This is a genomic window from Methylocystis sp. IM3 (genome assembly GCF_038070105.1).
Lineage (GTDB): Bacteria > Pseudomonadota > Alphaproteobacteria > Rhizobiales > Beijerinckiaceae > Methylocystis.
In genome coordinates this window covers 3,370,897-3,395,612 of the sequence record NZ_JBBPBZ010000002.1, presented here as the reverse complement: position 1 = coordinate 3,395,612, position 24,716 = coordinate 3,370,897, and the positions used below count along the sequence as shown (strand labels likewise).

The window sequence follows — 24,716 nt, the reverse complement described above, 5'->3', positions numbered from 1 at the left end:
CATGCAAAAGCTTCGCTCATCGGGCGAAGGCGGCGCGGCGGCTGAAACAGTCTTCGCCGCGCCCCTCAGAAGGGCTTTGGCCGTCAGATCGCCGCGAGGAAGCCGGCGATCTCGTCTTTGAGCGACAGGCGCTTCTTCTTCAGATCCTCGATCGTCGAATCGTCGACCGGCTCGACATTGGTCTCCATGCGGTGGATCGAGCGGTTGAGCGTGTGATATTCCTCGGCGATGCGCGCGAAATGCGCATTTGCGGCCTTCAGCGCGTGAATGGCCTGCGCCTTCTCGGGAAATTCTTCGTGCAACTCATGCGCGACATGGCTCATTTTCGGCTTTCCTCCCTTTACTTGATCAAGTCCCTATTTGACGCCGTCGGCGCCGCTGAAGCCTTTTCTACCGGCTTTTGCGAAAGGAACCGAGTCCTTGGTCTCTGCGACCAAAGAGCGCAAGCGAGGCCGACCTTGTCTCCCCGCGTGAAACTGTCCGTCCCGCGCTGAACGCGACTTCTCGGCCCCCGGTCTCGTCACTGGGGCGGGCGTCGTCGCCAACGCCAGGCTGCCTCTCCCGAGCGGCGGCGCTCGCGTTTTCTTTATTTTGACCACTTGTTTTTGACTGCTTGTTCCAAGCGGCGACGCACGCAAAAGAGGCCGGCAATCGACGCGCCTTTTTTTTTGCCTAATTTTTCCTGGCGCACGCACAATCTTCGCTTGACGCCTCGCGAAGGCGAGATTAGGTTCCGCCCACTTTCGACAGGCCGTAAGTTCACGCCGTCGGTGAGCGCCGCGCTCGCGACCTTCCGAACTTAAACGCTGTCGCCTTGCCTGTGACCGCCAAGTAATGCCGGCCCCGCCGGATTGGTAATCATGCCGTCGCCTTGCGGCGTCGGACAGGAAGGCACGATCCCGGGCCATGCTTGGGGTCCTCTGCGTTAGAAGCGCCTTGGCTTTGCGGCCATCGGCGCTTCGCTCGTTTGCGCGTCTTTGAACCGACGCGCCAGCGGGTCAACCCGAACATCCGCCATTCGCGATTAGAGCGAAGCGAAGGACTTTTTGATGCCGACGATCAGCCAGTTGATCCGCAAGCCGCGTCACCCGAAGACGTATCGCGAGAAGGCCCGCCATCTCGGCGCCTGCCCGCAGAAGCGCGGCGTGTGCACCCGCGTCTATACGACGACGCCGAAGAAGCCGAACTCGGCCCTTCGTAAGGTCGCCAAGGTGCGTCTGACCAACGGCTTCGAGGTGATCGGCTACATTCCGGGCGAAGGTCACAACCTTCAGGAGCATTCGGTGGTCATGATCCGCGGCGGCCGCGTCAAGGATCTTCCCGGCGTGCGCTACCACATTCTGCGCGGCGTGCTCGACACGCAGGGCGTCAAGGACCGCAAGCAGCGCCGTTCGAAATATGGCGCGAAGCGTCCGAAGTGACCCGAGCGTAGCAAGGGTCGCCCCGGGCGCGTGACGCGGCTCGGGGCTCTAAGGGAAACAAGATCAGCGGATGGCCGGCACAGATTCGGCCGTCACGGTGAAAAAGAGAGATCAGGTCATGTCGAGACGTCACCGGGCGGAAAAGCGCGAGGTCATCGAGGACGCCAAGTTTGGCGACGTGGTGCTCGCGAAGTTCATGAACTCGATCATGTACGACGGCAAGAAATCGGTCGCCGAGGCGATCGTCTACGGCGCGCTCGACCAGGTCGAGGTCAAGGCCAAGAGCGATCCGCTGGCGGTCTTCAAGCAGGCGCTCGACAATGTCGCGCCGGCGATCGAGGTCCGTTCCCGTCGCGTCGGCGGCGCCACCTATCAGGTGCCGGTCGAAGTGCGCACAGAGCGCCGTCAGGCGTTGGCGATCCGCTGGATCATCACCGCGGCCCGCGCCCGCAACGACAAGACCATGGTCGACCGTCTGTCGGCCGAACTGCTCGACGCCTCCAACAACCGCGGCGCCGCGGTGAAGAAGCGCGAAGACACGCATCGCATGGCGGAAGCCAACCGCGCCTTCTCGCATTATCGCTGGTAAGGCGTCGTCAAAGCTCTCACGAGGACATAAGTTATGGCCCGCTCGCATCCGATCGAGGACTACCGCAACTTCGGCATCATGGCGCATATCGACGCCGGCAAGACGACGACGACGGAGCGCATCCTCTATTATTCCGGCAAGAGCCATAAGATCGGCGAGGTGCACGAAGGCGCCGCGACGATGGACTGGATGGAGCAGGAGCAGGAGCGCGGCATCACGATCACCTCCGCCGCGACGACCACCTTCTGGAACGGCAAGCGCCTGAACATCATCGACACTCCCGGCCATGTCGATTTCACGATCGAGGTCGAGCGTTCGCTGCGCGTGCTCGACGGCGCGGTTTGCGTTCTCGACGGCAACCAGGGCGTTGAGCCGCAGACGGAAACCGTCTGGCGTCAGGCGGACAAGTACAAAGTGCCGCGCATCGTCTTCGTCAACAAGATGGACAAGATCGGCGCGGATTTCTTCCGCTGCGCCGAGGAGATCAAGACCCGCGTCGGCGGCCGTCCGGTTTGCGTGCAGTTGCCCATCGGCTCTGAAAACAACTTCAAGGGCATCATCGACCTGATCCGCATGAAGGCGGTCGTCTGGGAGGACGAGGGTCTCGGCGCCAAATATCACGACGAGGAAATTCCGGCCGACCTTCTCGACAAGGCGAAAGAATATCGCACCGCGCTGATCGAAGCGGCGGTCGAGCTCGACGACGACGCCATGGCCGCCTATCTCGACGGCGTCGAGCCGAGCGAAGAGGCGCTGAAGGCGCTGATCCGCAAAGCCGTGCGCGGCATCGTCTTCCATCCGGTGTTCTGTGGCTCGGCCTTCAAGAACAAGGGCGTTCAGCCCCTGCTCGACGCGGTGGTCGACTTCCTCCCGTCGCCGATCGACCGCGAGGCGATCAAGGGCGTCGACATGGACACGGGCGCCGAGATGGTCCGCAATCCGTCGGACAGCGAGCCTTTCTCCATGCTCGCCTTCAAGATCATGGACGATCCCTTCGTCGGCACCATCACTTTCGCGCGCGTCTATTCCGGCAAAATCGAGTCGGGCACGACCGTGCTCAATTCGACGAAGGACAAGAAAGAGCGCATTGGCCGCATGCTGCTGATGCATGCGAACAACCGCGAAGACATCAAGGAAGCCTATGCGGGCGACATCGTCGCGCTCGCCGGCCTCAAGGAGACTCGCACCGGCGACACGCTCTGCGATCAGCAGAAGCCCGTCATTCTGGAGCGCATGGAGTTCCCCGATCCGGTCATCGAGATCGCGATCGAGCCGAAGTCCAAGGCGGACCAGGAAAAGCTCGGCATCGCCTTGCAGAAGCTCGCGGCGGAGGATCCGTCCTTCCGCGTCTCGACCGATCAGGAGAGCGGCCAGACCATCCTCAAGGGCATGGGCGAACTGCATCTCGACATCAAGGTCGACATTCTGAAGCGCACCTACAAGGTCGACGCTAACATCGGCGCGCCGCAGGTCGCCTATCGCGAGCGTCTCGGCAAGAAGGTCGAGATCGACTACACGCACAAGAAGCAGACCGGCGGCACCGGCCAGTTCGCTCGCGTGAAGATCATCTACGAGCCGAACGAAGCCGGCGCTGGCAATGAATTCGAGTCGAAGATCGTCGGCGGCGCAGTTCCGAAGGAATACATCCCCGGCGTCGACAAGGGCATTCAGTCCGTCACGACCTCGGGCATCCTCGCGGGCTTCCCGGTCGTCGATCTCAAGGCGACGCTCATCGACGGCGCCTTCCACGACGTCGACTCTTCGGTTCTCGCCTTCGAAATCGCGTCCCGCGCGGCGACCCGCGAAGCCCTCACCAAGGGCGGCTCGGTTCTGCTCGAGCCGATCATGAAGGTCGAAGTGGTGACGCCGGAGGAATACACCGGCTTCGTCATTGGCGATCTCAATTCGCGTCGCGGTCAGATCCAGGGTCAGGACATGCGCGCCAACGCCGTGGTGATCAACGCCATGGTGCCGCTCGCAAACATGTTCGGCTATGTCAATCAGCTGCGTTCCGGCACGCAAGGCCGCGCCAGCTACACGATGCTATTCGATCATTACGAACAGGTGCCCGAAGCCGAGTCGAAGAAGGTGCAGGCGAAATACGCCTGATCTCGCGAACGCTAGGGTAAAACGGAACTCTCTAAAGGAGCACGGCAATGGCCAAGGAAAAATTCTCTCGCACCAAGCCGCACTGCAACATCGGGACGATCGGTCACGTCGATCATGGCAAGACGTCCTTGACGGCGGCGATCACCAAGGTTCTGGCGGAGACGGGCGGGGCGACCTTCACGGCCTATGACCAGATCGACAAGGCTCCGGAAGAGAAGGCGCGCGGCATCACGATTTCGACGGCGCACGTCGAATATGAAACGCAGAACCGCCACTATGCGCACGTGGACTGCCCTGGCCACGCCGACTATGTGAAGAACATGATCACCGGCGCGGCGCAGATGGACGGCGCGATCCTGGTGGTTTCGGCGGCCGACGGCCCGATGCCGCAGACGCGCGAGCACATTCTGCTCGCCCGCCAGGTGGGCGTGCCGGCTCTGGTCGTGTTCCTCAACAAGGTCGACATGGTCGACGATCCGGAGCTCCTCGAGCTCGTCGAGCTGGAAGTGCGCGAGCTTCTGTCGAAATATGAGTTCCCGGGCGACGACATTCCGATCGTGAAGGGCTCGGCGCTGTGCGCGCTGGAGAGCAAGAACCCCGAGATCGGCCATGACGCGATCCTGAAGCTGATGCAGGAGGTCGACCGCTACATTCCGCAGCCGGAGCGTCCGAAGGATCAGCCGTTCCTGATGCCGGTCGAGGACGTGTTCTCGATTTCGGGCCGCGGCACGGTGGTGACGGGCCGTATCGAGCGCGGCGTCGTGAAGGTGGGCGAGGAAGTCGAGATCGTCGGCATCCGTCCGACGACGAAGACGACGGTGACGGGCGTCGAGATGTTCCGCAAGCTGCTCGATCAGGGCGAGGCGGGCGACAACGTGGGCTGCCTGCTGCGCGGCACGAAGCGCGAGGACGTGGAGCGCGGCCAGGTGCTGTGCAAGCCGGGTTCGGTGAAGCCGCACACGAAGTTCAAGGCCGAGGCCTATATTCTGACGAAGGAGGAGGGCGGCCGCCACACGCCGTTCTTCACCAACTATCGCCCGCAGTTCTACTTCCGCACGACGGACGTGACCGGCATCGTGACGCTGCCCGAGGGCGTCGAGATGGTGATGCCGGGCGACAACGTCACGATGGAAGTGGCCCTGATCGTTCCGATCGCCATGGAGGAGAAGCTGCGCTTCGCCATCCGCGAAGGCGGCCGCACGGTCGGCGCGGGCGTCGTCGCCTCGATCATCGAGTAAGAAGCGAATCTGGACCGCGGGTCGTTTCGGCTCGCTCTTGTGAACAAGGCCGCGCGCTTCATGGAGGCGCGAGGCGCATGAAAGCGGGCGACGACAGCTCGCGGTCCCAAAGGACGAGACAATGAACGGTCAAAATATCCGGATTCGCCTGAAGGCGTTCGATCACCGGATTCTCGACACGTCGACGAAGGAAATCGTGTCCACGGCGAAGCGCACCGGCGCCCAGGTCCGTGGCCCGATCCCGCTGCCGACCAAGATCGAGAAATTCACGGTCAACCGCTCGCCTCACATCGACAAGAAGTCGCGCGAGCAGTTCGAGATCAGAACCCACAAGCGCGTTCTCGACATCGTCGATCCCACCCCGCAGACGGTGGATGCGCTGATGAAGCTCGATCTCGCCGCCGGCGTCGACGTCGAGATCAAGCTCTAAGAACAGATTTGGGCGGCGCCAGCGGCAGTCGCCTCGCGAAGGAATATTGAACATGCGGTCGGGCGTCATCGCGCAAAAGGTCGGAATGACCCGCGTCTTCACAGAGGCGGGCGAGCATGTGCCGGTCACGGTGCTGAAGCTGGACGGCTGCCAAGTCGTCGCTCAGCGCACCAAGGAGAAGAACGGCTATACCGCCGTTCAGCTCGGCATCGGCCGCGCCAAGGTGAAGAATGTGTCCAAGGCCGAGCGCACGCGCTTCGCCGCGGCGAAGGTCGAGCCCAAGCTGAAGCTTGCCGAGTTCCGTGTGAACGAGGACGAGCTGCTGCCCGTGGGCGCCGAGATCACCGCCGACCATTTCGTCGTCGGCCAGTTCGTCGACGTGACCGGGACCTCGACCGGCAAGGGCTTCGCCGGTCCGATGAAGCGTTGGGGCTTCGGCGGTCTGCGCGCTTCGCACGGCGTGTCGATCTCTCACCGTTCCCACGGTTCGACCGGCGGCCGTCAGGATCCGGGCAAGACCTTCAAGAACAAGAAGATGGCCGGCCACATGGGCGTCGAGCGCGTGACCACGCAGAATCTGCGCGTCGTGCAGACCGACGTCGCGCGCGGGCTGCTGCTCGTCGAGGGCGCCGTCCCCGGCACCGCCGGCGGCTGGATCTTCGTGCGCGACGCCGTGAAGCGCGCGCTCCCCAAGGACGCTCCGCAACCGGGCAAGTTCCGCCTCGCCGAGGCCGGCCAGGCCGACGCGGCCCCCGCTCAAGAAGAAAAGAAGGAGGACTGAGCCGTGAAGATCGACGTCACGTCGTTCGACGGCCAGGCGGCCGGTTCGATCGAACTCTCCGATGACATTTTCGGCCTCGAGCCGCGCGCGGATCTCATCCACCGGATGATTCGCTGGCAGCTCGCCAAGCGCCGCGCGGGCACCCATGCGGTCAAGAACCGTGCGGAAATCGCCCGGACCGGCAAGAAAATGTACAAGCAGAAAGGCACCGGCGGCGCTCGCCACGGCTCCGCGCGCGTGCCGCAGTTCCGCGGCGGCGGCCGCGCTTTCGGTCCGCAGGTCCGCAGCCACGCCCACGACCTTCCCAAGAAGGTGCGGCAGCTGGCGCTGAAGCACGCGCTCTCGGCCAAGGCCAAGGATGGCGGCATCATCGTGTGGGAGAAGGCCGAACTCGCCGAGCCCAAGACGAAGATCCTCGCCGGCGGCTTCGCCAAGTCCGGCCTGTCGAATGCGATCATCATTGTCGGCGGAGAGCTGCAGGACAATTTCGCGCTCGCCGCCCGCAACATCCCGCAGATCGACGTGCTGCCGGTCGAGGGCGTCAATGTTTACGACATCATTCGTCGCGAGAAGCTGGTTCTGACCCGCGCCGCGGTGGACGCGCTGGAGGCGCGCCTGAAATGAGCAAGGACGTGCGCCATTACGACGTGATCGTCGCCCCGGTCATCACCGAAAAAGCGACGCTCGCTTCCGAGAACAACAAAGTGGTCTTCAAGGTTGCAAAGACCGCGACCAAGCCGCAGATCAAGGCGGCGGTCGAGGGTCTCTTCGACGTGAAGGTCGAGTCCGTGAACACCCTGGTCCGCAAGGGCAAGGTCAAGGCGTTCCGCGGCGTCCGCGGCCAGCAGAGCGACGTGAAGAAAGCCGTCGTGACGCTCGCCGAGGGTCACAAGATCGACGTTACGACCGGTCTGTAAAAGAGAAGGCGTGAGGACTTAACAAATGGCGCTGAAGACATTCAAGCCGGTCACGCCGAGCCTTCGCCAGCTCGTCATCGTCGACCGCAGCGATCTCTACAAGGGCAAGCCGGTCAAGACCCTCACCGAGGGCAAGACCTCGAAGGGCGGCCGCAACAATCTCGGGCGCATCACCGTCCGCTTCCGCGGCGGCGGCCACAAGCAGGCCTATCGCCTCGTCGATTTCAAGCGTCGCAAGGTCGACGTGGTCGGCAAGGTGGAGCGTCTGGAATATGACCCGAACCGCACAGCCTTCATCGCGCTGATCCGTTATGCGGACGACACGCTGGCTTATATTCTCGCGCCGCAGCGCCTTTCGGTCGGCGACGAAGTGGTCTCGGGCCAGCAGGTCGACGTGAAGCCGGGCAACGCCATGCCGATCGCCAATATCCCGGTCGGCACAATCGTGCACAATGTCGAGATGAAGATCGGCAAGGGTGGCGCTATCGCGCGGTCGGCGGGGACCTACGCCCAGATCGTTGGCCGCGACCAGGGCTATGTCATCATCCGCCTGAACTCCGGCGAGCAGCGCCTGGTTCACGGACAGTGCTTCGCCACGATCGGCGCGGTGTCCAACCCCGACCACATGAACACCTCGATCGGCAAGGCCGGTCGTTCGCGCTGGCTTGGTCGTCGCCCGCACAACCGCGGCGTCACCATGAACCCGATCGACCATCCGCACGGCGGCGGCGAGGGCCGCACCTCTGGCGGCCGTCATCCGGTGACGCCATGGGGCAAGCCGACCAAGGGCAAGAAAACCCGCAGCAACAAATCCACCGACCGTTTCATCGTGTCCTCGCGGCACGATCGCAAGAAGAAGGGCTAATCCATGGCTCGCTCGATTTGGAAAGGCCCGTTCGTCGACGGCTATCTGCTGAAGAAGGCAGAAACCTCGCGCGGCTCCGGCCGCTCCGAAGTAATCAAGATCTGGAGCCGCCGCTCCACCATCCTGCCGCAATTCGTCGGGTTGACATTCGGCGTGCACAATGGCCAGAAGCATGTCCCCGTTTCGGTGTCGGAAGACATGATCGGGCACAAGTTCGGCGAATTTGCTCCGACGCGCACCTTCCACGGTCACGCAGCGGACAAGAAGGCGAAGAGGGGCTAAGCTCAGATGTCCAAGCAGGCCAATCCCCCTCGGAACGCGGAAAACGAGGCGCGAGCCGTCGCCCGCATGATCCGCGTGTCGCCCCAGAAGCTCAATCTTCTCGCCCAGCTCATCCGGGGCAAGAAGGTGGACCGCGCCCTCGCCGATCTGGAGTTTTCCAGAAAGCGCATCGCGCATGAGGTGAAGAAGACGCTCGAAAGCGCGATCGCCAACGCCGAGAACAATCACGGCCTCGACGTCGACGATCTGATCGTGGCCCAGGCCTTCGTCGGCAAGGCGCTGGTCATGAAACGCTTTCACGCCCGCGCCCGCGGTCGTGCGAGCCGGATCGAGAAGCCGTTCTCGAATCTGACGATCATCGTGCGCGAAGTCGAAGCGCAAGCGAACGCCTAAAGGATCGAAAACCATGGGTCAGAAGGTTAATCCGATCGGGCTGCGCCTCGGCGTCAACCGTACCTGGGACTCGCGCTGGTTCGCGGGCAAGGGAGAGTATGCGAAGCTCCTGCACGAGGACATGGCGATCCGCGAGGCGGTGTCGAAGACGCTGAAGCAGGCGGCGGTTTCCAAGATCGTCATCGAGCGCCCGCACAAGAAGTGTCGCGTGACCATTCACTCCGCCCGGCCGGGCGTCGTGATCGGCAAGAAGGGCGCTGACATCGACAAGATCCGCAAGCTTGTCGCCAAGCTGACGGGCTCCGAGGTCGTCATCAACATCGTCGAGGTGCGCAAGCCCGAGACCGAAGCGGCTCTCGTCGCGGAGTCGATCGCGCAGCAACTCGAGCGCCGCGTCGCTTTCCGCCGCGCTATGAAACGCGCGGTCCAGTCGGCCATTCGTCTCGGCGCCCAGGGCATCCGCATCAACTGCTCCGGCCGTCTGGGCGGCGCCGAAATCGCCCGCCTCGAATGGTATCGCGAGGGCCGCGTGCCGCTGCACACGCTTCGCGCGGATGTGGATTACGGTACCGCGACCGCTCACACCGCCTATGGCGCCTGCGGCATCAAGGTCTGGATCTTCAAGGGCGAGATTCTCGAGCACGATCCGATGGCGCAGGAGCGCCGTGCGGCCGAAGCGGCTTCGGCCGGCGGCGACCACGGCGAGCGTGACCGCGAGCGCGGTGACCGCGACCGCCGTCGTCGCGAGCCGCGCGAGCCTCGCGGCGACGCGGCCTAAGGCGCAACACGCAAGAGATTAAAGAGCACCTATCATGCTGTCACCAAAGCGCACCAAGTTCCGCAAGGCCTTCAAGGGCCGCATCCACGGCGCCGCGAAGGGCGGCTTCTCGCTGAACTTTGGTCAGTTCGGCCTGAAGGCGCTGGAGCCCGAGCGCATCACCGCGCGTCAGATCGAGGCGGCGCGCCGCGCGATGACGCGCCATATGAAGCGCGCTGGCCGTGTCTGGATTCGCATCTTCCCTGACGTTCCGGTTTCCAAGAAGCCGACCGAAGTCCGCATGGGTAAGGGCAAGGGGTCGCCCGAATTGTGGGCTGTGCGCGTTGCGCCCGGCCGTATCATGTTCGAGGTCGACGGGGTTCCTGCCCCGCTCGCCCGTGAGGCGCTGACGCTGGCCGCCGCCAAGCTTCCGATCAAGACCCGTTTCATCGAACGCATCGCCGAATAAGGGAGGACGACATGAAATCCAGGCAGCGCCTCTCGGACATCCAGGCGATGACCGACGACCAGCTCAACGACGAAGTGCTGAAGCTCAAGAAAGAGCAGTTCAACCTGCGCTTCCAGCGGGCGACCGGTCAGCTCGAGAACACCGCCCGCGTGCGCGTCATCCGTCGCGACATCGCCCGGGCCAAGACCATCGCTGCGCAGAAGCGCGCGGGAAAGTAAGGTATAGAGCCGCCATGCCGAAGCGAATTCTCCAGGGCGTCGTCGTCAGCGACAAGCAGAACAAGACTGTGGTGGTGAAGGTCGAGCGCCGTTTTACCCACCCGCTGTTCCAGAAGACGGTGCGCCGCACGAAGCATTACCACGCACACGACGAGAGCGGCGCGTTCAAGGTCGGAGACGCGGTCACGATCGAGGAGACGGCCCCGATCTCGAAGTTGAAGCGCTGGCGGGTTGTCGAAAACGCCTCGAACGCGTAAATACATCGCTCGAGCCGGTTCACAAAAGGGTCGCATGCCCTTATAGAGACCGCTCGAGCCCTTGGAAAAATCTGGCGCGCTTCCCCAACGCATGGCTCATGCGCTGTGGAAGCGCGCTGAAATTGAACATCAGGTTTTCCGGACGAAGTCGGCCGTCGCGATCGGGCGATGCCGAAACCAGACCGGAGTGAAAGGCGGGTAAGCCATGATTCAGATGCAAACAAACCTCGACGTCGCCGACAATTCCGGCGCCCGCCGTGTGATGTGCATCAAGGTGCTGGGCGGCTCGAAGCGGAAATATGCCGGCGTGGGCGACATTATCGTCGTCTCCATCAAGGAGGCTATTCCGCGTGGTCGCGTCAAGAAGGGCGACGTCCTGAAGGCCGTCGTCGTTCGCACCTCGAAGGACATCAAGCGTTCGGACGGCTCCGTGATTCGGTTCGACTCGAACGCTGCGGTGCTGATCAACAACCAGCAGGAGCCGATCGGCACCCGCATCTTTGGGCCGGTCCCGCGCGAACTGCGTGCGAAGAACCACATGAAGATCATCTCGCTCGCGCCGGAGGTGCTGTAATGGCCGCCAAAATCAAGAAGGGCGACAAGGTCGTCGTTCTCACCGGCCGCGACAAGGGCAAGAGCGGCGAGGTTATGCGCGTGATCCCTGAAGAGGGGCGCGCCATCGTCGACGGCGTGAACATGGTCAAGCGCCATCAGCGCCAGACGAAAGACCGCGAAGCGGGCATCGTGAACAAGGCTGCCGCGATCGACTTGTCCAACCTTGCGGTCGCTGACCCCAAGGACGGGAAGGCGACCCGCATTGGCTTCAAGATTCTCGACGACGGCCGCAAGGTCCGCGTCGCCAAGCGTTCCGGAGAATTGATCGATGGCTGAGGAAAAGAAGCCCAAGGCGGACAAGGCCGCCGCGAAGGCTCCGAAGGCCGCCAAGGAGAAGCCGGCGAAGGCTGAAACCGCCGCCGTCGCCAAGGCGAGCGTCGCGGGATATACGCCGCGCATGAGGAAGCATTACGACGAGGTCGTGCGTGAGGAGCTGATCAAACAGTTCGGCTACAAAAACGCCCTCGAAGTGCCGACCATCGACAAGATCGTCCTCAACATGGGCGTGGGCGAAGCGGTCAACGACACGAAGAAGGTGACGTCGGCGGCTGGCGACCTTAGCCTCATCGCGGGGCAGAAGCCGGTCATCACACGCGCCCGCAAGGCCATTTCGACCTTCAAGGTGCGTGAAAACATGCCGATCGGCGCGAAGGTGACTCTTCGCAAGACCAGGATGTACGAGTTTCTCGATCGCCTGATCACCGTTGCGCTGCCGCGCGTGCGCGATTTCCGTGGGCTCAATCCGAAATCCTTCGACGGCCGCGGCAATTACGCCCTGGGCATCAAGGAGCACATCGTGTTCCCGGAGATCGACTACGACAAGGCCGAGTCAATTCTCGGCATGGACGTGATCGTTTGCACCACGGCGAAGACCGACGAAGAAGCGCGCGCCCTTCTCCGGGCGTTCAATTTCCCGTTCCGGCAGTGAGGGCTTTTTAAGCCCTCAAACGCGGATACCGAAAGGCAAGACCACTCATGGCGAAGAAAAGCGCGATCGAGAACAATAAGAAGAAGGAGCGGCTGGTGAAGTCTTACGCCGGCCGTCGCGAGCGGCTGAAGGCGAAGGCGAATGACAAGTCGCTGAGCATCGAGGAGCAGTTCGAGGCGCGCCTCAAACTGGCCGAGCTGCCCCGTAATTCGGCGGCCATCCGCATCCGCAATCGGTGCGAGATTTCCGGCCGTCCGCGCGCCTTCTATCGCAAGCTGAAGATGTCGCGCATCGCGCTGCGCGAGCTCGGCTCCCGTGGCCTCATCCCGGGCCTCGTGAAGTCGAGCTGGTAAGGAGACTCTGAGAGATGGCGATCAACGATCCGTTGGGAGATCTCCTCACCCGCATCCGCAATGCGCAGATGCGCCGCAAGAGCAAGGTTTCGACGCCTGGCTCGAAACTGCGTGCGCACGTCCTCGACGTGCTCAAGGACGAGGGTTACATCCGTGGCTACTCGACCACTGATTTTGGCAACGGCCGCACTGAGTTCGAAATCGAACTCAAATATTTCGACGGCGAGCCGGTGATCAAGCAGATCGAGCGTGTATCGCGCCCGGGCCGTCGCGTCTATGCGGCCGTCGATGCTGTCCCGCGTGTCGCCAACGGCCTCGGCGTGACCATCATGTCTACGCCCAAGGGCGTCATGGCCGATCATGCAGCGCGTGAGAACAACGTCGGCGGCGAGGTGTTGTGCAAGGTCTTCTGACCTCGCACGCGCTTTCAGACTGAACAGGAATTGCAACAATGTCTCGTATCGGCAAGAAGCCTGTGGTCGTTCCGGCCGGCGTCACCGCCAAGGTCGACGGCCAGCTCGTGTCCGTAAAGGGCGCGAAGGGCCAGCTCGAGTTCCTGGTGCCCGAGGACGTCTCGGTCGTTCATCAGGACAACGCCATCAAGGTCGATCCGCGCAACGACTCCAAGCGCGCGCGCGCGCTCTGGGGCACGTCCCGCGCCCGCGTCAACAATCTCGTCATCGGCGTAACGGCCGGCTTCGAGAAGAAGCTGGAAATCACCGGCGTCGGCTACCGCGCCGCCGTTCAGGGCAAGGTCCTTCAGCTTGCGCTCGGTTATTCGCATGATGTGAACTATCCGATCCCTGCAGGCATCGCGATCGCGACGCCGAAGCCGACGGAGATCATGATCAGCGGCATAGACAAGCAGCAGGTCGGGCAGGTCGCCGCCGAGATCCGCGCGCTTCGAGGCCCCGAGCCCTACAAGGGCAAGGGCGTCAAATACGCCAACGAATTCATCTTCCGCAAGGAAGGCAAGAAGAAGTAAGGACCTGCCGCCATGGCAAAGGATGTCAGCATCGAACAGCGCCGCAAGGCGCGTGTCCGCAAGGCGATCCGCGAGCGCGCCTATGGCCGCCCGCGTCTGTCCGTCTTCCGTTCATCGAAGCAGATCTATGCGCAGATCATCGACGACGAGAACGGCCAGACCCTCGTCGCCGCTTCCACGATCGAGAAGGCAAACCGCGAATCTCTGAAGACCGGCGCAGATGTCGAAGCCGCTAAGGTCGTCGGGAAGCTGCTTGCGGAACGCGCGACTGCGAAAGGCGTCACTCAGGTGGTGTTCGATCGCGGCGCGTATATGTATCACGGCCGCGTTAAGGCGCTGGCCGAAGGCGCCCGCGAGGGCGGCTTGCAATTCTAAATCTGCTTCTCCCGGCGCGGAAGAAGCGAAAAACGAAGCGAGCGGCGCGATTGCGCCGCGTAAGTGACGGATAGAGAAATGGCGCGTGAAGCTGAAGGCGGTCGTGGTCGCGACCGGGATAGGGAAGAGCGCGACAGCGAATTTGTAGACCGTCTGGTCCACATCAATCGCGTCGCGAAAGTCGTGAAGGGCGGCCGCCGTTTCGGCTTCGCCGCGCTGGTCGTCGTCGGCGACCAGAAGGGCCGCGTCGGCTTCGGCCACGGCAAGGCGCGCGAAGTTCCGGAAGCGATTCGCAAGGCGACGGAAGCCGCCAAGCGCGCGCTGATTCGCGTGCCGCTTCGCGAAGGCCGCACCCTGCACCACGACGTCTACGGCCGCCATGGCTCGGGCCGCGTGATCCTGCGCGCCGCGCCTGCGGGCACGGGCATCATTGCGGGCGGCCCGATGCGCGCCGTGTTCGAGACGCTCGGCATGCATGACGTCGTCGCCAAGAGCCAGGGGTCGTCGAATCCCTACAACATGATCCGTGCGACCTTCGACGCGCTTGGCCGCGAGGACTCGCCGCGCTCGGTCGCGGCGCGCCGCTCGCTCAAGGTTTCTGCGCTGCAGGCGCGGCGCCAGGGCGTCGACGCCGACGCCGTCGACGCTTAAGGGGAGGATCTGACATGGCGAACACCAAGCAGATCACCGTCGAGCAGACGGGCAGCGCGATCGGCCGCCCGGAGCGTCAACGCAGAACGCTCCTCGGCCTCGGCCTGACCCGGATCGGCCGCAAGCGCGAGCTGGAAGACACCCCGGCCGTGCGCGGCATGATCGCCAAAGTGGCGCATCTCGTCAAAATCGTCGACGGGAAGTGAGGACGCGGCAATGAAACTCAACGAACTTTCCGACAATCCGGGCTCCAGCAAGAACCGGATGCGCGTTGGCCGCGGCATCGGCTCGGGCAAGGGCAAAACCGGTGGACGCGGCGTCAAGGGCCAGAAGGCTCGGACCGGCGTCTCGATCAAGGGCTTCGAAGGCGGCCAGATGCCGTTGCATCGTCGCCTGCCCAAGCGCGGGTTCTTTAACCCCTTCTCGACCGACTACAACGAGATCAACATCGGACGCATTCAGCAGGCCGTCGACGCTGGCAAGCTCGACGCCTCGGCGCCGGTCACGATTGACGCGCTGATCGCCGCCGGCCTGGCGACGAAGCCGCGGGACGGGGTGAAGATCCTCGGCCAGGGAGAGATCAAGTCAAAACTCTCCTTCGAAGTGGCGGCCGCCTCCAAGGGCGCCATTGCCGCGATCGAAGGCGCGGGAGGCTCGGTTAAGCTCCTCGCGGGCGACATCGCCGCGGCTTGACGAGATGATTTTGAGCGGCCGCTCTCGCATGAGCGGCCGCTTTGCCTTATAGAAGCGTCACGTAATCGCCGGGCGCGCGGCGCGGGCCGCCTAAAGCCCCCCGAAGCGCCTGCCACTAACAAGAAGGCGCCGCAGAAGAACCGGCGCGACAAAGGGGAGTTCCTCCATGGCATCGGCAGCCGAGCAGCTCGCGGCCAACGTCAATCTCTCCGCCTTCGGCAAGTCCGAGGAACTCAAGCGGCGTATCTGGTTTACGCTCGGCGCGCTCATCGTTTATCGACTCGGCACCTATGTGCCGCTGCCCGGTATCGATCCGGAGGCGTTCGCGAAGAGTTTCTTCGGCCAGTCGAAGGGCATGCTGGAGCTCTTCAACATGTTCGCCGGCGGCGCCGTCCAGCGCCGCGCGATCTTTGCTCTCAACATCATGCCGTATATCTCGGCGTCGATCATCATTCAGCTTCTCACCTCGGTGTTTCCGAGCCTCGAATCGCTGAAGAAGGAAGGCGAGCAGGGCCGCAAGGTCCTCAACCAATACACCCGTTATCTGACTGTCGCGCTCGCCACGTTCCAGGCCTACGCCATGGCGATCGGCCTCGAAGGCCAGCAGGGCGTCGTGACCGAGCCAGGACTGTTCTTCCGCATCACGACAGTGGTGACCCTCGTCGGCGGAACCATGTTCCTGATGTGGCTCGGGGAACAGATTACGTCACGCGGAATCGGCAACGGATCTTCGCTCATCATCTTTGCGGGCATTGTCGCGGCGTTTCCGTCGGCCATTGTCTCGACCCTCGAACTTGGCCGGCAGGGCGCGATTTCGACGGGCGTGATCGTCGGCGTCATCGCCATGTCCTTTTTCGTGGTCGCCTTCATCGTCTTCATGGAGCGTGCGCAGCGGCGTCTGCTGATCACCTATCCCAAGCGCCAGCACGGCAACCGCGTGTATGAAGGCCAGACATCCTTCCTGCCCCTGAAGCTCAACACGGCCGGCGTGATTCCGCCGATCTTCGCCTCCTCGCTGCTGCTCCTGCCGACGACGGTCGCGAATTTCTACCAGTCGACGGGGTCGGAAAGCGTCTTTGCGACGATCTCGGCCTATTTCGGGCATGGCCGCCCTCTTTACATGCTGGCCTATGTCGGGCTCATCGTGTTCTTCGCCTTCTTTTACACGGCGATTGTCTTCAATCCGACCGAGACGGCTGACAATTTGAAGAAGCATGGCGGCTTCATTCCTGGCATCAGGCCCGGCGAACGCACCGCCAAGTTCATCGATGACGTGCTCATGCGGATCACCGTCCTCGGCGCGGCCTATCTTGCGATCATCTGCCTGCTGCCGGAGGGACTCATCGCTTATGCGAACCTGCCCTTCTATTTCGGCGGCACCTCGCTCCTCATCGTGGTGAGCGTGACGATGGATACGGTCGCCCAGATCCATGGCCACATGCAGGCGCAGCAATATGAGGGGCTGATCCGCAAGACCAAGCTGAAGGGGCGGCGTCGATGAGACTGGTCCTTCTCGGCCCTCCCGGCGCCGGAAAGGGGACACAATCGGCGCGGCTGGTCGAGCGGCTCGGCGTTCCGCAGCTCTCGACAGGCGACATGCTCCGCGCGGCGGTCGCCGCCGGAACGCCGATCGGCCTCAAGGCGAAGGCGTTGATGGACGCGGGCCAGCTCGTGCCCGACGAAGTGGTCATCGGCATCATCGATCAACGCATCGATGCGCCGGATTGCGTGAACGGATTCATTCTCGACGGTTTTCCGCGCACGGTCGCCCAGGCCGAAGCGCTGCGCGAGCTTCTTGCTCGTAAAAACATAAGGCTTGACGCGGTCTTGGAGCTGGTCGTGGACGAAAACGCGCTGGTCGACCGGATGCGGAAGCGCGTCGCCGAAAGTCTGGCGGCTGGCAAGGACGTGCGCGCCGATGACAATCCCGAAAGCTTCAAGACGCGGCTGGAAGCCTATCGTGCGCAAACCGCGCCTGTCTCCGAACATTACGGGGCGCGCGGCGAGCTGAAACAAGTCGATGGGATGATGACGATCGACGAGGTCAGCGCGGCCATCGAAAAATCGATCGGCCACTGAAATCGTTTCGCGCGGCGCGACGGCCCAGTCTCTTCTCCCACATTCGCGCAAGAATCCCGCATGGAAGCAAAGTCATTTTGCGGCCTCGATTTCGGCACGTCCAATTCGACCGTGGCCCTGACAGGGCCGCAAGGCGTCGAGCTTGCGGCGGTCGAAGGTGAGAGCCGCACCCTGCCGAGCTCGATCTTCTTCCCCTTCTCTGACGGCAAGCCGGTGTTCGGGCGGGCCGCGATCAGCGCATATGTCGACGGCGTCGACGGGCGGCTGATGCGAAGCCTCAAATCCGTCCTAGGCACGGCGCTGATGGACGAAACGGTTCGTATCAAGACGAAGACTTATACGTTCAAAGACATAATCGGATTGATCCTCGGGCGTCTCAAGCAGGCGGCGGACGCCCGCGCGGGCGCTGAAGTCACGCGTGTCGTTCTGGGTCGACCCGTGCATTTCATCGACGATGATCCGGCCGCCGATCAGCGCGCCCAGGACGCGCTCGAGGAGATCGCCCGCGCCCAGGGGTTTGGCGAGATCGCCTTTCAATATGAGCCCATCGCCGCCGCGCTTGCCTATGAGAGGAGCGTGCGCGAGGAGCAATATGCGCTGATCGCCGATATTGGCGGCGGCACCTCGGATTTTTCGATTGTCCGCGTGTCGCCTCAGGCCAGGACGAAGGCCGACCGCGCCAGCGACGTTCTCGCCAACAAGGGCGTGCATATCGGCGGCACGGACATCGATCGGCTTTTCAGCCTGAAGTCCGTCATGCCGCATCTGGGCCTGGGGAGCGAAATGCGCCTGCCTTTCGCGGACAAGGACATTCGTGTTCCAAATGGCGTCTACGTGGATCTCGCGACCTGGCACCGCATCAATTTCCTCTACACGCCCAGGGTTGCGCGTGATCTCGAGGAACTTGCGCGCTACGCGCTCGCGCCGGAGAAAATCGCCCGCCTCGCAGATGTCGTCCAAAGTCGCCGGGGGCATTCGGTCGCCCTGGCGGTGGAAAGCGCCAAGATTGCCTTGTCCGACGCTGATCGGGCGACAATCGAGCTCGGCGATGTTGAGAAGGGACTCGCGCTCGAAACGGGCGCCAGCGTGCTGCATGAGGCGATCGTGGATCAACTCGGCGCGCTCACCCGCACGTTAAAGGAGACGCTCGCCGCCTCGGGGCTCGGGGGAGAGCGCATCGACGCGGTTTTTCTGACGGGCGGCTCGACCGCCATTCCGGCGGTGCGGAACGCGGTCACGCGGGAAACCCCGGGGGCCAGGATTGTCGAAGGAGACATGTTCGGAGCCGTGGGCCTCGGCCTGGGACTGGACGCAGCGCGCAAATTCGGCTTTGATGACGAAGCATGCGCCGCCTGAGTCGAAGAAATCCGACTCCTTCCGCGAGTTTTTGCTTGACTCGCCCGCGCATGCTCGGTATCGGCTGATTACAGACCAAAATTCGAGGAAGTTCTCTTCGGAGGGCTTCCGTTTTTGCGTTCTGCGCAACCCTGATCCCATTCCTCCGCAAGGGCCGGCCTCCACCGGACGCGGGGTTCCCCGGCGGCGCCTTCGGCTCCGCCTCAAATGGAGAAAATCGTGGCTCGTATTGCAGGCGTCAACATCCCCACGAACAAGCGCGTCGTCATCGCGCTTCAGTATATTCATGGCATCGGCGCCAAGAAGGCGGCCGAAATCTGTGAGAAGGTGAACATTCCGGCCGAACGCCGCGTCGCCCAACTCACGGACGCCGAAGTTCTGCAGATTCGCGAGACGATCGATCGAGATTATCTCGTGGAGGGCGATCTGCGCCGCGAGGTCGCGATCAACATCAAGCGTCTGATGGATCTCGGCTGCTACCGTGGCCTGCGCCATCGTCGGCAGCTCCCGGTTCGCGGTCAGCGCACGCACACGAATGCGCGCACCCGCAAGGGCAAGGCCAAGCCGATCGCCGGCAAGAAGAAGTAATCGGCGGCTGTGCCGATCCGCCCCGGACTCGTTCCGGGGCGCGCTCCGTCGCGTGGTTGGGATAAGTCCTGCCGCGCCGACAGAATAGACGACCTCAACTCCCCAGCGCCTGGCGTTACGGGCGCGTTCGAAGGACAAGAACACCATGGCCAAGGACACTACCCGCGTTCGTCGCCGCGAGCGCAAGAACATTGTTTCCGGCGTTGCGCATGTCAATTCGACATTCAACAACACCATGATCACCATCACCGACGCGCAGGGCAACACTGTGTCCTGGTCGTCGGCTGGCTCGATGGGCTTCAAGGGCTCCCGCAAGTCGACGCCCTACGCCGCGCAGATGGCGGCCGAGGACGCCGCCCGCAAGGCGGGCGAACACGGCGTCCGGACGCTTGAGGTCGAGGTTTCGGGTCCCGGCTCGGGTCGCGAATCCGCCCTGCGGGCGCTGCAGGCGGCGGGTTTCACCGTCACCTCGATCCGCGACGTGACTCCGATCCCGCACAACGGCTGCCGCCCGCGCAAGCGCCGGCGCGTCTGACGCCAGGGCAGGAGCCCGCTTTCATCGAGCATATTTCGCGCGCGAACCCGGCGACCTCCCCGCCGGGTCGCGTTCAGAAGCTTCAAGGAAAGGCGTCCCAGTGAGCATCCAGAAGAACTGGCAGGAACTCATCAAGCCGAACAAGCTCGAGGTGGCCCCCGGCGACGATCCGCGCCGCATGGCGACCGCGGTCGCCGAGCCGCTGGAGCGCGGCTTCGGCGTGACGCTCGGCAACGCCCTGCGCCGCATTCTTCTTTCGTCGCTGCAGGGCGCGGCGATCACCTCCATTCACATTGACGGCGTCCTGCATGAGTTCTCGTCCATTCCGGGCGTGCGCGAGGACGTGACCGACATCGTCCTCAACATCAAGGACGTGGCCATCAAATATCAGGGCGAAGGCGTGAAGCGCCTGACCCTCAAGAAAACCGGACCCGGCGTTGTCACCGCTGGCGACATCCAGGCCACCGGCGACGTTCAGATCCTCAATCCGGACCTCGCGATCTGCACGCTCGACGATGGAGCCGAGATCCGCATCGAATTCACCGTGTCGACAGGCAAGGGCTATGTCCCGGCGGATCGCAACCGCGCGGAGGACGCGCCGATCGGTCTCATCCCCGTCGACAGCCTCTATTCGCCGGTCAAGAAGGTCAGCTACCGCGTCGAAAACACCCGCGAAGGCCAGGTGCTCGACTATGACAAGCTCACCATGACCATCGAGACCAATGGGGCGCTCACCCCCGAGGACGCGCTCGCCTTTTCTGCGCGTATCCTACAGGATCAGCTCAACGTCTTCGTCAACTTCGAGGAGCCTCGCCGCGAGGAGGCCGCTCCGTCCATCCCGCAGCTCGCCTTCAACCCGGCGCTGCTCAAGAAGGTGGACGAGCTGGAGTTGTCGGTGCGTTCGGCGAACTGCCTGAAGAACGACAACATCGTCTATATCGGCGATCTGATCCAGAAGTCGGAAGCGGAAATGCTGCGCACGCCGAACTTCGGACGCAAGTCCCTGAACGAGATCAAGGAAGTGCTCGCCCAGATGGGTCTGCACCTCGGCATGGAAGTTCCGGGCTGGCCGCCGGAGAACATCGACGATCTCGCCAAGAGATTCGAGGAGCATTACTGAGGCGGGGCGTCAGCTGCGCCTCTTGCCCCACCGATCCCGCTTTGCGGGGCCGCCTTCTCCCGCAAGCGGGAGAGGGAAATAAGGAGACGGCCGTTCCTTGGCACGGCGGCCGCATAACCAACGGAGAGCCATATGTATCACGGTCACAAGAAGCGCCGTTTCGGCCGCACCCATGAGCATCGCAAGGCCATGTTCGCCAATATGGCGCAGGCGCTGATCAAGCACGAGCAGATCGTCACGACCCTGCCGAAGGCCAAGGATCTGCGTCCTGTCGTCGAGAAGCTGGTGACGCTCGGCAAGCGCGGCGATCTCCACGCCCGCCGTCAGGCCATCGCCCAGATCAAGGACGTCAAGCTCGTCGGCAAGCTCTTCGACGTGCTCGGCCCGCGCTACAAGGACCGCAACGGCGGCTACACCCGCGTGCTGAAGGCCGGTTTCCGTTACGGAGACAATGCGCCGCTCGCGGTCATTGAATTCGTGGATCGCGACGTCGACGCGCGCGGCCAGGATTCGGGCCCCGTGCTCGGCGCCGAGGAAGCCGAGGCGTAATCAATCATGCAAGCAGACAGCTCGGCGTCAGGCTTTGTCTCCGGCGCTCCGAAGCTTTTGCTGAGATCAGAAGGGGCGGCGCGCTTGGCGGCCGCCCTTTTCTTTTACGCCAGTATTGGAGGCGGATGGGTGCGCTTCGCGTTCCTGTTGCTTGCTCCGGGTCTTTCGCTCCTCGCCCATTTCGCGGGACCGAGGGCGGGCGCGTCCGGCTGCATCGCCGCCCATAAGACGACGGCGGCGCTCGCCTATGGCGCGCTGGGAGCCCCGATCGGGCAGGCGTTGCGCTGAGGCCCCGGCTCAGTCTCGCGCCGCCCGGATTTCATCCCTATATTCGCCAGCACGCGACTCATCTTGGAGCGGCTTATGCCTTTGATCCCTCGGAATAGCGCCTTCGTAGCCATTGCCTTCGCCGCCGTCTCCCTCGCGCCTATTCCCCTCGCCGCGCAACAGACGCAGGCGTCTCCCTCCGAGTCCCCCGCCGTCCCGAAGAGTCGCGCCGAGATCGCCGTCTCCTTTGCGCCTGTCGTGAAGAAAGCCCAGCCGGCGGTCGTCAACGTCTTCGCCTCGCGCGTCGAGCGCATGCCCGCGAACCCGCTCCTCGACGACCCGATCTTCCGCCGCTTCTTCGGCGAAGGCGGCGGGATGCCGGGACGCTCCCCCACGGCCCAGTCGCTGGGCTCCGGCGTCATCGTGGACCCGTCCGGCCTGGTGGTCACCAACAACCATGTGATCGAGGGCATGACGGACGTGAAGGTCGCGCTCGCCGACAAGCGGGAAATCCCCGCCAAGATCCTGCTGCGCGATCCGCGGACCGACCTCGCCGTGCTCAAGCTGACCGAGGGAACGAATTTCCCCACCATGGAGCTCGGCGATTCGGACGCGCTCGAGGTCGGCGATCTGACGCTCGCGATCGGCAATCCTTTCGGCGTCGGCCAGACGGTGACGCAGGGCATCGTTTCGGCGCTGGCGCGCACCCATGTCGGCATTTCCGACTACGGCTTCTTCATCCAGACCGACGCGGCCATCAATCCCGGCAATTCCGGCGGGCCGCTGGTCGACATGAATGCGCGTCTCGTCGGCATCAATTCGGCGATTTTCTCCAAATCCGGCGGGTCGGTCGGCATCGGCTTCGCCATTCCGGTCAATATGGTCAAGAGCGTTCTGGCGGCGGCCAAGGGCGGCGGCAAGCTGGTGCGGCGCCCCTGGCTCGGCGCCACGCTCCAGACCATGTCGCAGGAGATTGCCGAGGGCCTCGGCCTCGAGCGGCCGACAGGCGCGCTGCTTGCGGACGTCGATCCCAAGGGGCCGGGCGCCGAATCGGGACTGAAGCGCGGCGACGTGATCGTTTCGGTCGACGGGCAGGCGACGGACGATCCCGAGGCCGTCGGCTATCGTCTCGGCACCAAGCCGCTGGGCGGGCAGGCGACGCTCGGCGTGCTGCGCGGCGGCAAGAAGATCGCCGTGCCGATGCGCCTTGCTCCGGCGCCGGAAACGCCCCCGCGCGACGCCGTTAAGCTCAAGGGCCCGTCGCCCTTCGCCGGCGCGACCGTCGTCAATATTTCGCCGGCCGTCGTCGAGGAAATGTCGGTGCAGGGCGCGACCAATGGCGTCGTCGTCTCGGAAATCGAGGACGGCTCCGCCGCGCAGCAGCTCAACCTGCAGCGCGGTGACGTAGTGCTCGCCGTCAACGACCAGAAAGTCGAGACGACGCGCGATCTGGATCGGGCGGCGGCGTCGCGCGCCTATTACTGGAAGATCACCATCGCCCGCGGCGGGCAGGTTTTCACGACAGTCGTCGGCGGCTGACGTGTGTGGCGTCGCGATCCTTGTCACGACGGTCGATTCCGACGAGAAGGCGCGGGCCATCGCCCGCGCGGTCCTCGAAGCGCGGCTTGCGGCCTGCGTGCAGATTTCGCGCATCACCAGCCACTACCGCTGGCGGGACGAGCTCTGCGAGGGGGAGGAATTCCTGCTGCAGATGAAGCACCGGGTCGAAGATTATCCGGCGCTGTCGGCGCTTGTCCGCCGCCTGCACGGCTATGAGACGCCGGAAATCCTTCGCGTGGACGTGGCTGAAGCGGATTCGGCCTATGTCCGATGGCTCGACGAATCGACGCGGCGCGACTGAGCTGCCGCTTTTGGAACAGAGAGAGGAAAATGACGGCGCCTACGGATTATCTGATCGACCGCCGCCGCCTGCGGCGCAAGCTCAGCTGGTGGCGCATGGCCGCCATCGCCGCGGCGGGTTTCGCCCTAGTCGTCCTCGTCTCGCGGCTTACGGGCGCGGATTCCGCCGACAAGCTAACGCCCCATATCGCCCGCCTGTCCCTCCAGGGGATGATTCTCGGCGACAAGGACACGATCGAGCTGGTCAAGAAGATCGGCGAATCGAGCCAGGCCAAGGCTGTAATCGTCGCGATCGACAGCCCCGGCGGCACGACGACCGGGGCAGAGAAACTCTATGGCGAGTTGCGGCGGCTCAATGAGAAAAAGCCGGTCGTTGCGGTCGTGGGCGCGCTGGCGGCCTCGGGCGCCTATATCGCCGCCATGGCGGCCGACACGATCGTCGCGCAGGAGAATTCGCTGGTCGGGTCGATCGGCGTGCTGTTCCAGTTTCCCAATTTCTACAAGCTGCTCGATACGGTGGGCGTGAAGGTCGAGGAGGTGAAATCCACCCCGCTCAAGGCCTCTCCCAATGGTTTCGAGCCGACGAGCGAAGTCGCTCGGGCGGCGATTGCGAGCCTCGTCGCCGATTCCTACACCTGGTTCAAGGACTTGGTGAAGGAGCGGCGGCGTCTCGACGACGCGGGCCTCGCCAGGGTCGCGGATGGCCGCGTCTTCACCGCGCGGCAAGGCCTGCCCCTGAAACTCGTCGACGTGCTGGGCGGGGAGCGCGAGGCGATCGCCTGGCTCGAGGCCAACAAGGGCGTCGCCAAGGGGCTGCCCGTGCGTGACTGGAAGAAGCAGGCGAGCATGGAGCGCCTCGGCCTGGTTGAGAGTGCGGCGACCGCAGCGAAGGTCTTCGGGCTCGACACGCTTGCCGCCGCTCTCGACCAGGCCGTGACGGCGGAAAGGCGCGGCAGTCTTGACGGTCTATTGGCGATTTGGCAGGGTTTCGACGCGCGTTGAATCGGGCGCAAGACGTTTTGCTGCAACTAGATAG

37 protein-coding genes are annotated in these 24,716 nt (G+C 63.7%); 36 read left to right on the top strand and 1 reads right to left on the bottom strand.

The window, feature by feature from the left end; all coding sequences use genetic code 11:
• Positions 1–83: 83 nt before the first annotated feature.
• Positions 84–323 carry a YdcH family protein gene (locus tag WOC76_RS18560; protein WP_341104676.1) on the bottom strand — a complete coding sequence of 80 codons (240 nt, stop codon included), beginning with the start codon at positions 321–323 and terminating at the stop codon, positions 84–86.
• A gap of 726 nt (positions 324–1,049) precedes the next feature.
• Here WOC76_RS18560 and rpsL point away from each other — a divergent pair.
• The 36 genes from rpsL to sppA all read left to right on the top strand — a co-directional run bounded on the left by rpsL (position 1,050) and on the right by sppA (position 24,682).
• A complete protein-coding gene (gene rpsL, locus WOC76_RS18555; protein WP_026015930.1) occupies positions 1,050–1,421 on the top strand; it encodes a 30S ribosomal protein S12 in 372 nt (123 codons plus the stop codon).
• 118 nt (positions 1,422–1,539) lie between these two features.
• Positions 1,540–2,010 carry a 30S ribosomal protein S7 gene (gene rpsG / locus WOC76_RS18550; protein WP_341108724.1) on the top strand — a complete coding sequence of 157 codons (471 nt, stop codon included), beginning with the start codon at positions 1,540–1,542 and terminating at the stop codon, positions 2,008–2,010.
• A 33-nt stretch (positions 2,011–2,043) separates the two neighbouring features.
• Complete coding sequence (gene fusA, locus WOC76_RS18545) at positions 2,044–4,119, top strand: elongation factor G (protein ID WP_341104686.1); 2,076 nt, start codon at positions 2,044–2,046, stop codon at positions 4,117–4,119.
• Positions 4,120–4,166: 47 nt separating this feature from the next.
• Entirely contained in the window at positions 4,167–5,357 is a 1,191-nt protein-coding gene (gene tuf / locus WOC76_RS18540) for an elongation factor Tu (protein ID WP_341104687.1), read from the top strand.
• 121 nt (positions 5,358–5,478) lie between these two features.
• Positions 5,479–5,787: a 30S ribosomal protein S10 gene (gene rpsJ / locus WOC76_RS18535; protein ID WP_003613511.1), complete on the top strand. Its 309-nt coding sequence runs from the start codon at positions 5,479–5,481 to the stop codon at positions 5,785–5,787.
• Between the two features lie 52 nt (positions 5,788–5,839).
• Positions 5,840–6,568, top strand: coding sequence for a 50S ribosomal protein L3 (gene rplC, locus WOC76_RS18530; RefSeq protein ID WP_341104695.1), 729 nt, complete (start codon positions 5,840–5,842; stop codon positions 6,566–6,568).
• Positions 6,569–6,571: 3 nt separating this feature from the next.
• Positions 6,572–7,192: a 50S ribosomal protein L4 gene (rplD, locus tag WOC76_RS18525; protein WP_341104697.1), complete on the top strand. Its 621-nt coding sequence runs from the start codon at positions 6,572–6,574 to the stop codon at positions 7,190–7,192.
• Positions 7,189–7,485 carry a 50S ribosomal protein L23 gene (locus tag WOC76_RS18520; RefSeq protein ID WP_036285005.1) on the top strand — a complete coding sequence of 99 codons (297 nt, stop codon included), beginning with the start codon at positions 7,189–7,191 and terminating at the stop codon, positions 7,483–7,485. The genes rplD and WOC76_RS18520 overlap by 4 nt, the downstream gene beginning before the upstream one ends.
• Before the next feature lie 25 nt (positions 7,486–7,510).
• Positions 7,511–8,350 carry a 50S ribosomal protein L2 gene (gene rplB / locus WOC76_RS18515; RefSeq protein ID WP_341104701.1) on the top strand — a complete coding sequence of 280 codons (840 nt, stop codon included), beginning with the start codon at positions 7,511–7,513 and terminating at the stop codon, positions 8,348–8,350.
• 3 nt (positions 8,351–8,353) lie between these two features.
• Entirely contained in the window at positions 8,354–8,632 is a 279-nt protein-coding gene (gene rpsS, locus WOC76_RS18510) for a 30S ribosomal protein S19 (protein ID WP_341104703.1), read from the top strand.
• Between the two features lie 6 nt (positions 8,633–8,638).
• On the top strand, positions 8,639–9,025 hold the full coding sequence (rplV, locus tag WOC76_RS18505; protein ID WP_341104705.1) for a 50S ribosomal protein L22: 387 nt from the start codon (positions 8,639–8,641) through the stop codon (positions 9,023–9,025).
• A gap of 13 nt (positions 9,026–9,038) precedes the next feature.
• Positions 9,039–9,803, top strand: coding sequence for a 30S ribosomal protein S3 (gene rpsC / locus WOC76_RS18500; protein WP_341104707.1), 765 nt, complete (start codon positions 9,039–9,041; stop codon positions 9,801–9,803).
• Positions 9,804–9,837: 34 nt separating this feature from the next.
• Positions 9,838–10,251: a 50S ribosomal protein L16 gene (gene rplP, locus WOC76_RS18495; RefSeq protein ID WP_341389308.1), complete on the top strand. Its 414-nt coding sequence runs from the start codon at positions 9,838–9,840 to the stop codon at positions 10,249–10,251.
• A gap of 11 nt (positions 10,252–10,262) precedes the next feature.
• Positions 10,263–10,469, top strand: coding sequence for a 50S ribosomal protein L29 (gene rpmC, locus WOC76_RS18490; RefSeq protein WP_341104708.1), 207 nt, complete (start codon positions 10,263–10,265; stop codon positions 10,467–10,469).
• Positions 10,470–10,483: 14 nt separating this feature from the next.
• Entirely contained in the window at positions 10,484–10,726 is a 243-nt protein-coding gene (gene rpsQ / locus WOC76_RS18485; protein ID WP_341104709.1) for a 30S ribosomal protein S17, read from the top strand.
• Positions 10,727–10,931: 205 nt separating this feature from the next.
• Positions 10,932–11,300, top strand: a complete 369-nt coding sequence (gene rplN, locus WOC76_RS18480; protein ID WP_016917723.1) for a 50S ribosomal protein L14 — start codon at positions 10,932–10,934, stop codon at positions 11,298–11,300.
• Positions 11,300–11,617, top strand: coding sequence for a 50S ribosomal protein L24 (gene rplX, locus WOC76_RS18475; RefSeq protein WP_341104711.1), 318 nt, complete (start codon positions 11,300–11,302; stop codon positions 11,615–11,617). The genes rplN and rplX overlap by 1 nt, the downstream gene beginning before the upstream one ends.
• Positions 11,610–12,269, top strand: a complete 660-nt coding sequence (rplE, locus tag WOC76_RS18470) for a 50S ribosomal protein L5 (protein WP_341104713.1) — start codon at positions 11,610–11,612, stop codon at positions 12,267–12,269. Before rplX ends, rplE begins: the two co-directional genes overlap by 8 nt.
• Positions 12,270–12,316: 47 nt before the next feature.
• Positions 12,317–12,622: a 30S ribosomal protein S14 gene (gene rpsN / locus WOC76_RS18465; protein ID WP_341104714.1), complete on the top strand. Its 306-nt coding sequence runs from the start codon at positions 12,317–12,319 to the stop codon at positions 12,620–12,622.
• A gap of 14 nt (positions 12,623–12,636) precedes the next feature.
• On the top strand, positions 12,637–13,035 hold the full coding sequence (gene rpsH, locus WOC76_RS18460) for a 30S ribosomal protein S8 (protein ID WP_341104716.1): 399 nt from the start codon (positions 12,637–12,639) through the stop codon (positions 13,033–13,035).
• Positions 13,036–13,073: 38 nt separating this feature from the next.
• Entirely contained in the window at positions 13,074–13,607 is a 534-nt protein-coding gene (gene rplF / locus WOC76_RS18455) for a 50S ribosomal protein L6 (RefSeq protein ID WP_341389302.1), read from the top strand.
• Between the two features lie 12 nt (positions 13,608–13,619).
• Positions 13,620–13,982, top strand: coding sequence for a 50S ribosomal protein L18 (rplR, locus tag WOC76_RS18450; RefSeq protein ID WP_341104720.1), 363 nt, complete (start codon positions 13,620–13,622; stop codon positions 13,980–13,982).
• A 78-nt stretch (positions 13,983–14,060) separates the two neighbouring features.
• Complete coding sequence (gene rpsE / locus WOC76_RS18445) at positions 14,061–14,633, top strand: 30S ribosomal protein S5 (protein WP_341389300.1); 573 nt, start codon at positions 14,061–14,063, stop codon at positions 14,631–14,633.
• A 14-nt stretch (positions 14,634–14,647) separates the two neighbouring features.
• On the top strand, positions 14,648–14,839 hold the full coding sequence (rpmD, locus tag WOC76_RS18440; RefSeq protein WP_341104723.1) for a 50S ribosomal protein L30: 192 nt from the start codon (positions 14,648–14,650) through the stop codon (positions 14,837–14,839).
• Between the two features lie 10 nt (positions 14,840–14,849).
• Positions 14,850–15,326 carry a 50S ribosomal protein L15 gene (gene rplO, locus WOC76_RS18435; RefSeq protein WP_341104725.1) on the top strand — a complete coding sequence of 159 codons (477 nt, stop codon included), beginning with the start codon at positions 14,850–14,852 and terminating at the stop codon, positions 15,324–15,326.
• A gap of 166 nt (positions 15,327–15,492) precedes the next feature.
• The gene (gene secY, locus WOC76_RS18430) at positions 15,493–16,827 is read left to right on the top strand and encodes a preprotein translocase subunit SecY (RefSeq protein ID WP_341104727.1); all 1,335 of its coding nucleotides are present in this window, start codon (positions 15,493–15,495) and stop codon (positions 16,825–16,827) included.
• Positions 16,824–17,405, top strand: a complete 582-nt coding sequence (locus WOC76_RS18425; RefSeq protein WP_341104728.1) for an adenylate kinase — start codon at positions 16,824–16,826, stop codon at positions 17,403–17,405. The genes secY and WOC76_RS18425 overlap by 4 nt, the downstream gene beginning before the upstream one ends.
• Positions 17,406–17,465: 60 nt before the next feature.
• On the top strand, positions 17,466–18,761 hold the full coding sequence (locus WOC76_RS18420; RefSeq protein WP_341104729.1) for an Hsp70 family protein: 1,296 nt from the start codon (positions 17,466–17,468) through the stop codon (positions 18,759–18,761).
• A gap of 219 nt (positions 18,762–18,980) precedes the next feature.
• A complete protein-coding gene (gene rpsM / locus WOC76_RS18415; RefSeq protein ID WP_341104731.1) occupies positions 18,981–19,349 on the top strand; it encodes a 30S ribosomal protein S13 in 369 nt (122 codons plus the stop codon).
• Between the two features lie 145 nt (positions 19,350–19,494).
• Positions 19,495–19,884 carry a 30S ribosomal protein S11 gene (gene rpsK / locus WOC76_RS18410; protein WP_014890740.1) on the top strand — a complete coding sequence of 130 codons (390 nt, stop codon included), beginning with the start codon at positions 19,495–19,497 and terminating at the stop codon, positions 19,882–19,884.
• Between the two features lie 100 nt (positions 19,885–19,984).
• Entirely contained in the window at positions 19,985–21,004 is a 1,020-nt protein-coding gene (locus WOC76_RS18405; RefSeq protein ID WP_341104742.1) for a DNA-directed RNA polymerase subunit alpha, read from the top strand.
• Between the two features lie 132 nt (positions 21,005–21,136).
• Positions 21,137–21,553, top strand: a complete 417-nt coding sequence (gene rplQ / locus WOC76_RS18400; RefSeq protein ID WP_341104743.1) for a 50S ribosomal protein L17 — start codon at positions 21,137–21,139, stop codon at positions 21,551–21,553.
• 6 nt (positions 21,554–21,559) lie between these two features.
• Complete coding sequence (locus WOC76_RS18395) at positions 21,560–21,841, top strand: DUF4260 family protein (RefSeq protein ID WP_341104744.1); 282 nt, start codon at positions 21,560–21,562, stop codon at positions 21,839–21,841.
• A gap of 75 nt (positions 21,842–21,916) precedes the next feature.
• A complete protein-coding gene (locus WOC76_RS18390) occupies positions 21,917–23,359 on the top strand; it encodes a DegQ family serine endoprotease (protein ID WP_341104745.1) in 1,443 nt (480 codons plus the stop codon).
• 1 nt (position 23,360) lies between these two features.
• Positions 23,361–23,681, top strand: coding sequence for a divalent-cation tolerance protein CutA (gene cutA, locus WOC76_RS18385; RefSeq protein ID WP_341104746.1), 321 nt, complete (start codon positions 23,361–23,363; stop codon positions 23,679–23,681).
• A 29-nt stretch (positions 23,682–23,710) separates the two neighbouring features.
• Positions 23,711–24,682: a signal peptide peptidase SppA gene (gene sppA, locus WOC76_RS18380; RefSeq protein ID WP_341104748.1), complete on the top strand. Its 972-nt coding sequence runs from the start codon at positions 23,711–23,713 to the stop codon at positions 24,680–24,682.
• The last annotated feature ends 34 nt before the right edge of the window (positions 24,683–24,716 follow it).

Bases quoted from the DNA above. Each gene is read 5' to 3' on its own strand.
- WOC76_RS18560 (WP_341104676.1), bottom strand. From the start codon at position 323: ATGAGCCATGTCGCGCATGAGTTGCACGAAGAATTTCCCGAGAAGGCG.
- rpsL (WP_026015930.1), top strand. From the start codon at position 1,050: ATGCCGACGATCAGCCAGTTGATCCGCAAGCCGCGTCACCCGAAGACG.
- rpsG (WP_341108724.1), top strand. From the start codon at position 1,540: ATGTCGAGACGTCACCGGGCGGAAAAGCGCGAGGTCATCGAGGACGCC.
- fusA (WP_341104686.1), top strand. From the start codon at position 2,044: ATGGCCCGCTCGCATCCGATCGAGGACTACCGCAACTTCGGCATCATG.
- tuf (WP_341104687.1), top strand. From the start codon at position 4,167: ATGGCCAAGGAAAAATTCTCTCGCACCAAGCCGCACTGCAACATCGGG.
- rpsJ (WP_003613511.1), top strand. From the start codon at position 5,479: ATGAACGGTCAAAATATCCGGATTCGCCTGAAGGCGTTCGATCACCGG.
- rplC (WP_341104695.1), top strand. From the start codon at position 5,840: ATGCGGTCGGGCGTCATCGCGCAAAAGGTCGGAATGACCCGCGTCTTC.
- WOC76_RS18520 (WP_036285005.1), top strand. From the start codon at position 7,189: ATGAGCAAGGACGTGCGCCATTACGACGTGATCGTCGCCCCGGTCATC.
- rplB (WP_341104701.1), top strand. From the start codon at position 7,511: ATGGCGCTGAAGACATTCAAGCCGGTCACGCCGAGCCTTCGCCAGCTC.
- rpsS (WP_341104703.1), top strand. From the start codon at position 8,354: ATGGCTCGCTCGATTTGGAAAGGCCCGTTCGTCGACGGCTATCTGCTG.
- rplV (WP_341104705.1), top strand. From the start codon at position 8,639: ATGTCCAAGCAGGCCAATCCCCCTCGGAACGCGGAAAACGAGGCGCGA.
- rpsC (WP_341104707.1), top strand. From the start codon at position 9,039: ATGGGTCAGAAGGTTAATCCGATCGGGCTGCGCCTCGGCGTCAACCGT.
- rplP (WP_341389308.1), top strand. From the start codon at position 9,838: ATGCTGTCACCAAAGCGCACCAAGTTCCGCAAGGCCTTCAAGGGCCGC.
- rpmC (WP_341104708.1), top strand. From the start codon at position 10,263: ATGAAATCCAGGCAGCGCCTCTCGGACATCCAGGCGATGACCGACGAC.
- rpsQ (WP_341104709.1), top strand. From the start codon at position 10,484: ATGCCGAAGCGAATTCTCCAGGGCGTCGTCGTCAGCGACAAGCAGAAC.
- rplN (WP_016917723.1), top strand. From the start codon at position 10,932: ATGATTCAGATGCAAACAAACCTCGACGTCGCCGACAATTCCGGCGCC.
- rplX (WP_341104711.1), top strand. From the start codon at position 11,300: ATGGCCGCCAAAATCAAGAAGGGCGACAAGGTCGTCGTTCTCACCGGC.
- rplE (WP_341104713.1), top strand. From the start codon at position 11,610: ATGGCTGAGGAAAAGAAGCCCAAGGCGGACAAGGCCGCCGCGAAGGCT.
- rpsN (WP_341104714.1), top strand. From the start codon at position 12,317: ATGGCGAAGAAAAGCGCGATCGAGAACAATAAGAAGAAGGAGCGGCTG.
- rpsH (WP_341104716.1), top strand. From the start codon at position 12,637: ATGGCGATCAACGATCCGTTGGGAGATCTCCTCACCCGCATCCGCAAT.
- rplF (WP_341389302.1), top strand. From the start codon at position 13,074: ATGTCTCGTATCGGCAAGAAGCCTGTGGTCGTTCCGGCCGGCGTCACC.
- rplR (WP_341104720.1), top strand. From the start codon at position 13,620: ATGGCAAAGGATGTCAGCATCGAACAGCGCCGCAAGGCGCGTGTCCGC.
- rpsE (WP_341389300.1), top strand. From the start codon at position 14,061: ATGGCGCGTGAAGCTGAAGGCGGTCGTGGTCGCGACCGGGATAGGGAA.
- rpmD (WP_341104723.1), top strand. From the start codon at position 14,648: ATGGCGAACACCAAGCAGATCACCGTCGAGCAGACGGGCAGCGCGATC.
- rplO (WP_341104725.1), top strand. From the start codon at position 14,850: ATGAAACTCAACGAACTTTCCGACAATCCGGGCTCCAGCAAGAACCGG.
- secY (WP_341104727.1), top strand. From the start codon at position 15,493: ATGGCATCGGCAGCCGAGCAGCTCGCGGCCAACGTCAATCTCTCCGCC.
- WOC76_RS18425 (WP_341104728.1), top strand. From the start codon at position 16,824: ATGAGACTGGTCCTTCTCGGCCCTCCCGGCGCCGGAAAGGGGACACAA.
- WOC76_RS18420 (WP_341104729.1), top strand. From the start codon at position 17,466: ATGGAAGCAAAGTCATTTTGCGGCCTCGATTTCGGCACGTCCAATTCG.
- rpsK (WP_014890740.1), top strand. From the start codon at position 19,495: ATGGCCAAGGACACTACCCGCGTTCGTCGCCGCGAGCGCAAGAACATT.
- rplQ (WP_341104743.1), top strand. From the start codon at position 21,137: ATGTATCACGGTCACAAGAAGCGCCGTTTCGGCCGCACCCATGAGCAT.
- WOC76_RS18395 (WP_341104744.1), top strand. From the start codon at position 21,560: ATGCAAGCAGACAGCTCGGCGTCAGGCTTTGTCTCCGGCGCTCCGAAG.
- WOC76_RS18390 (WP_341104745.1), top strand. From the start codon at position 21,917: ATGCCTTTGATCCCTCGGAATAGCGCCTTCGTAGCCATTGCCTTCGCC.
- sppA (WP_341104748.1), top strand. From the start codon at position 23,711: ATGACGGCGCCTACGGATTATCTGATCGACCGCCGCCGCCTGCGGCGC.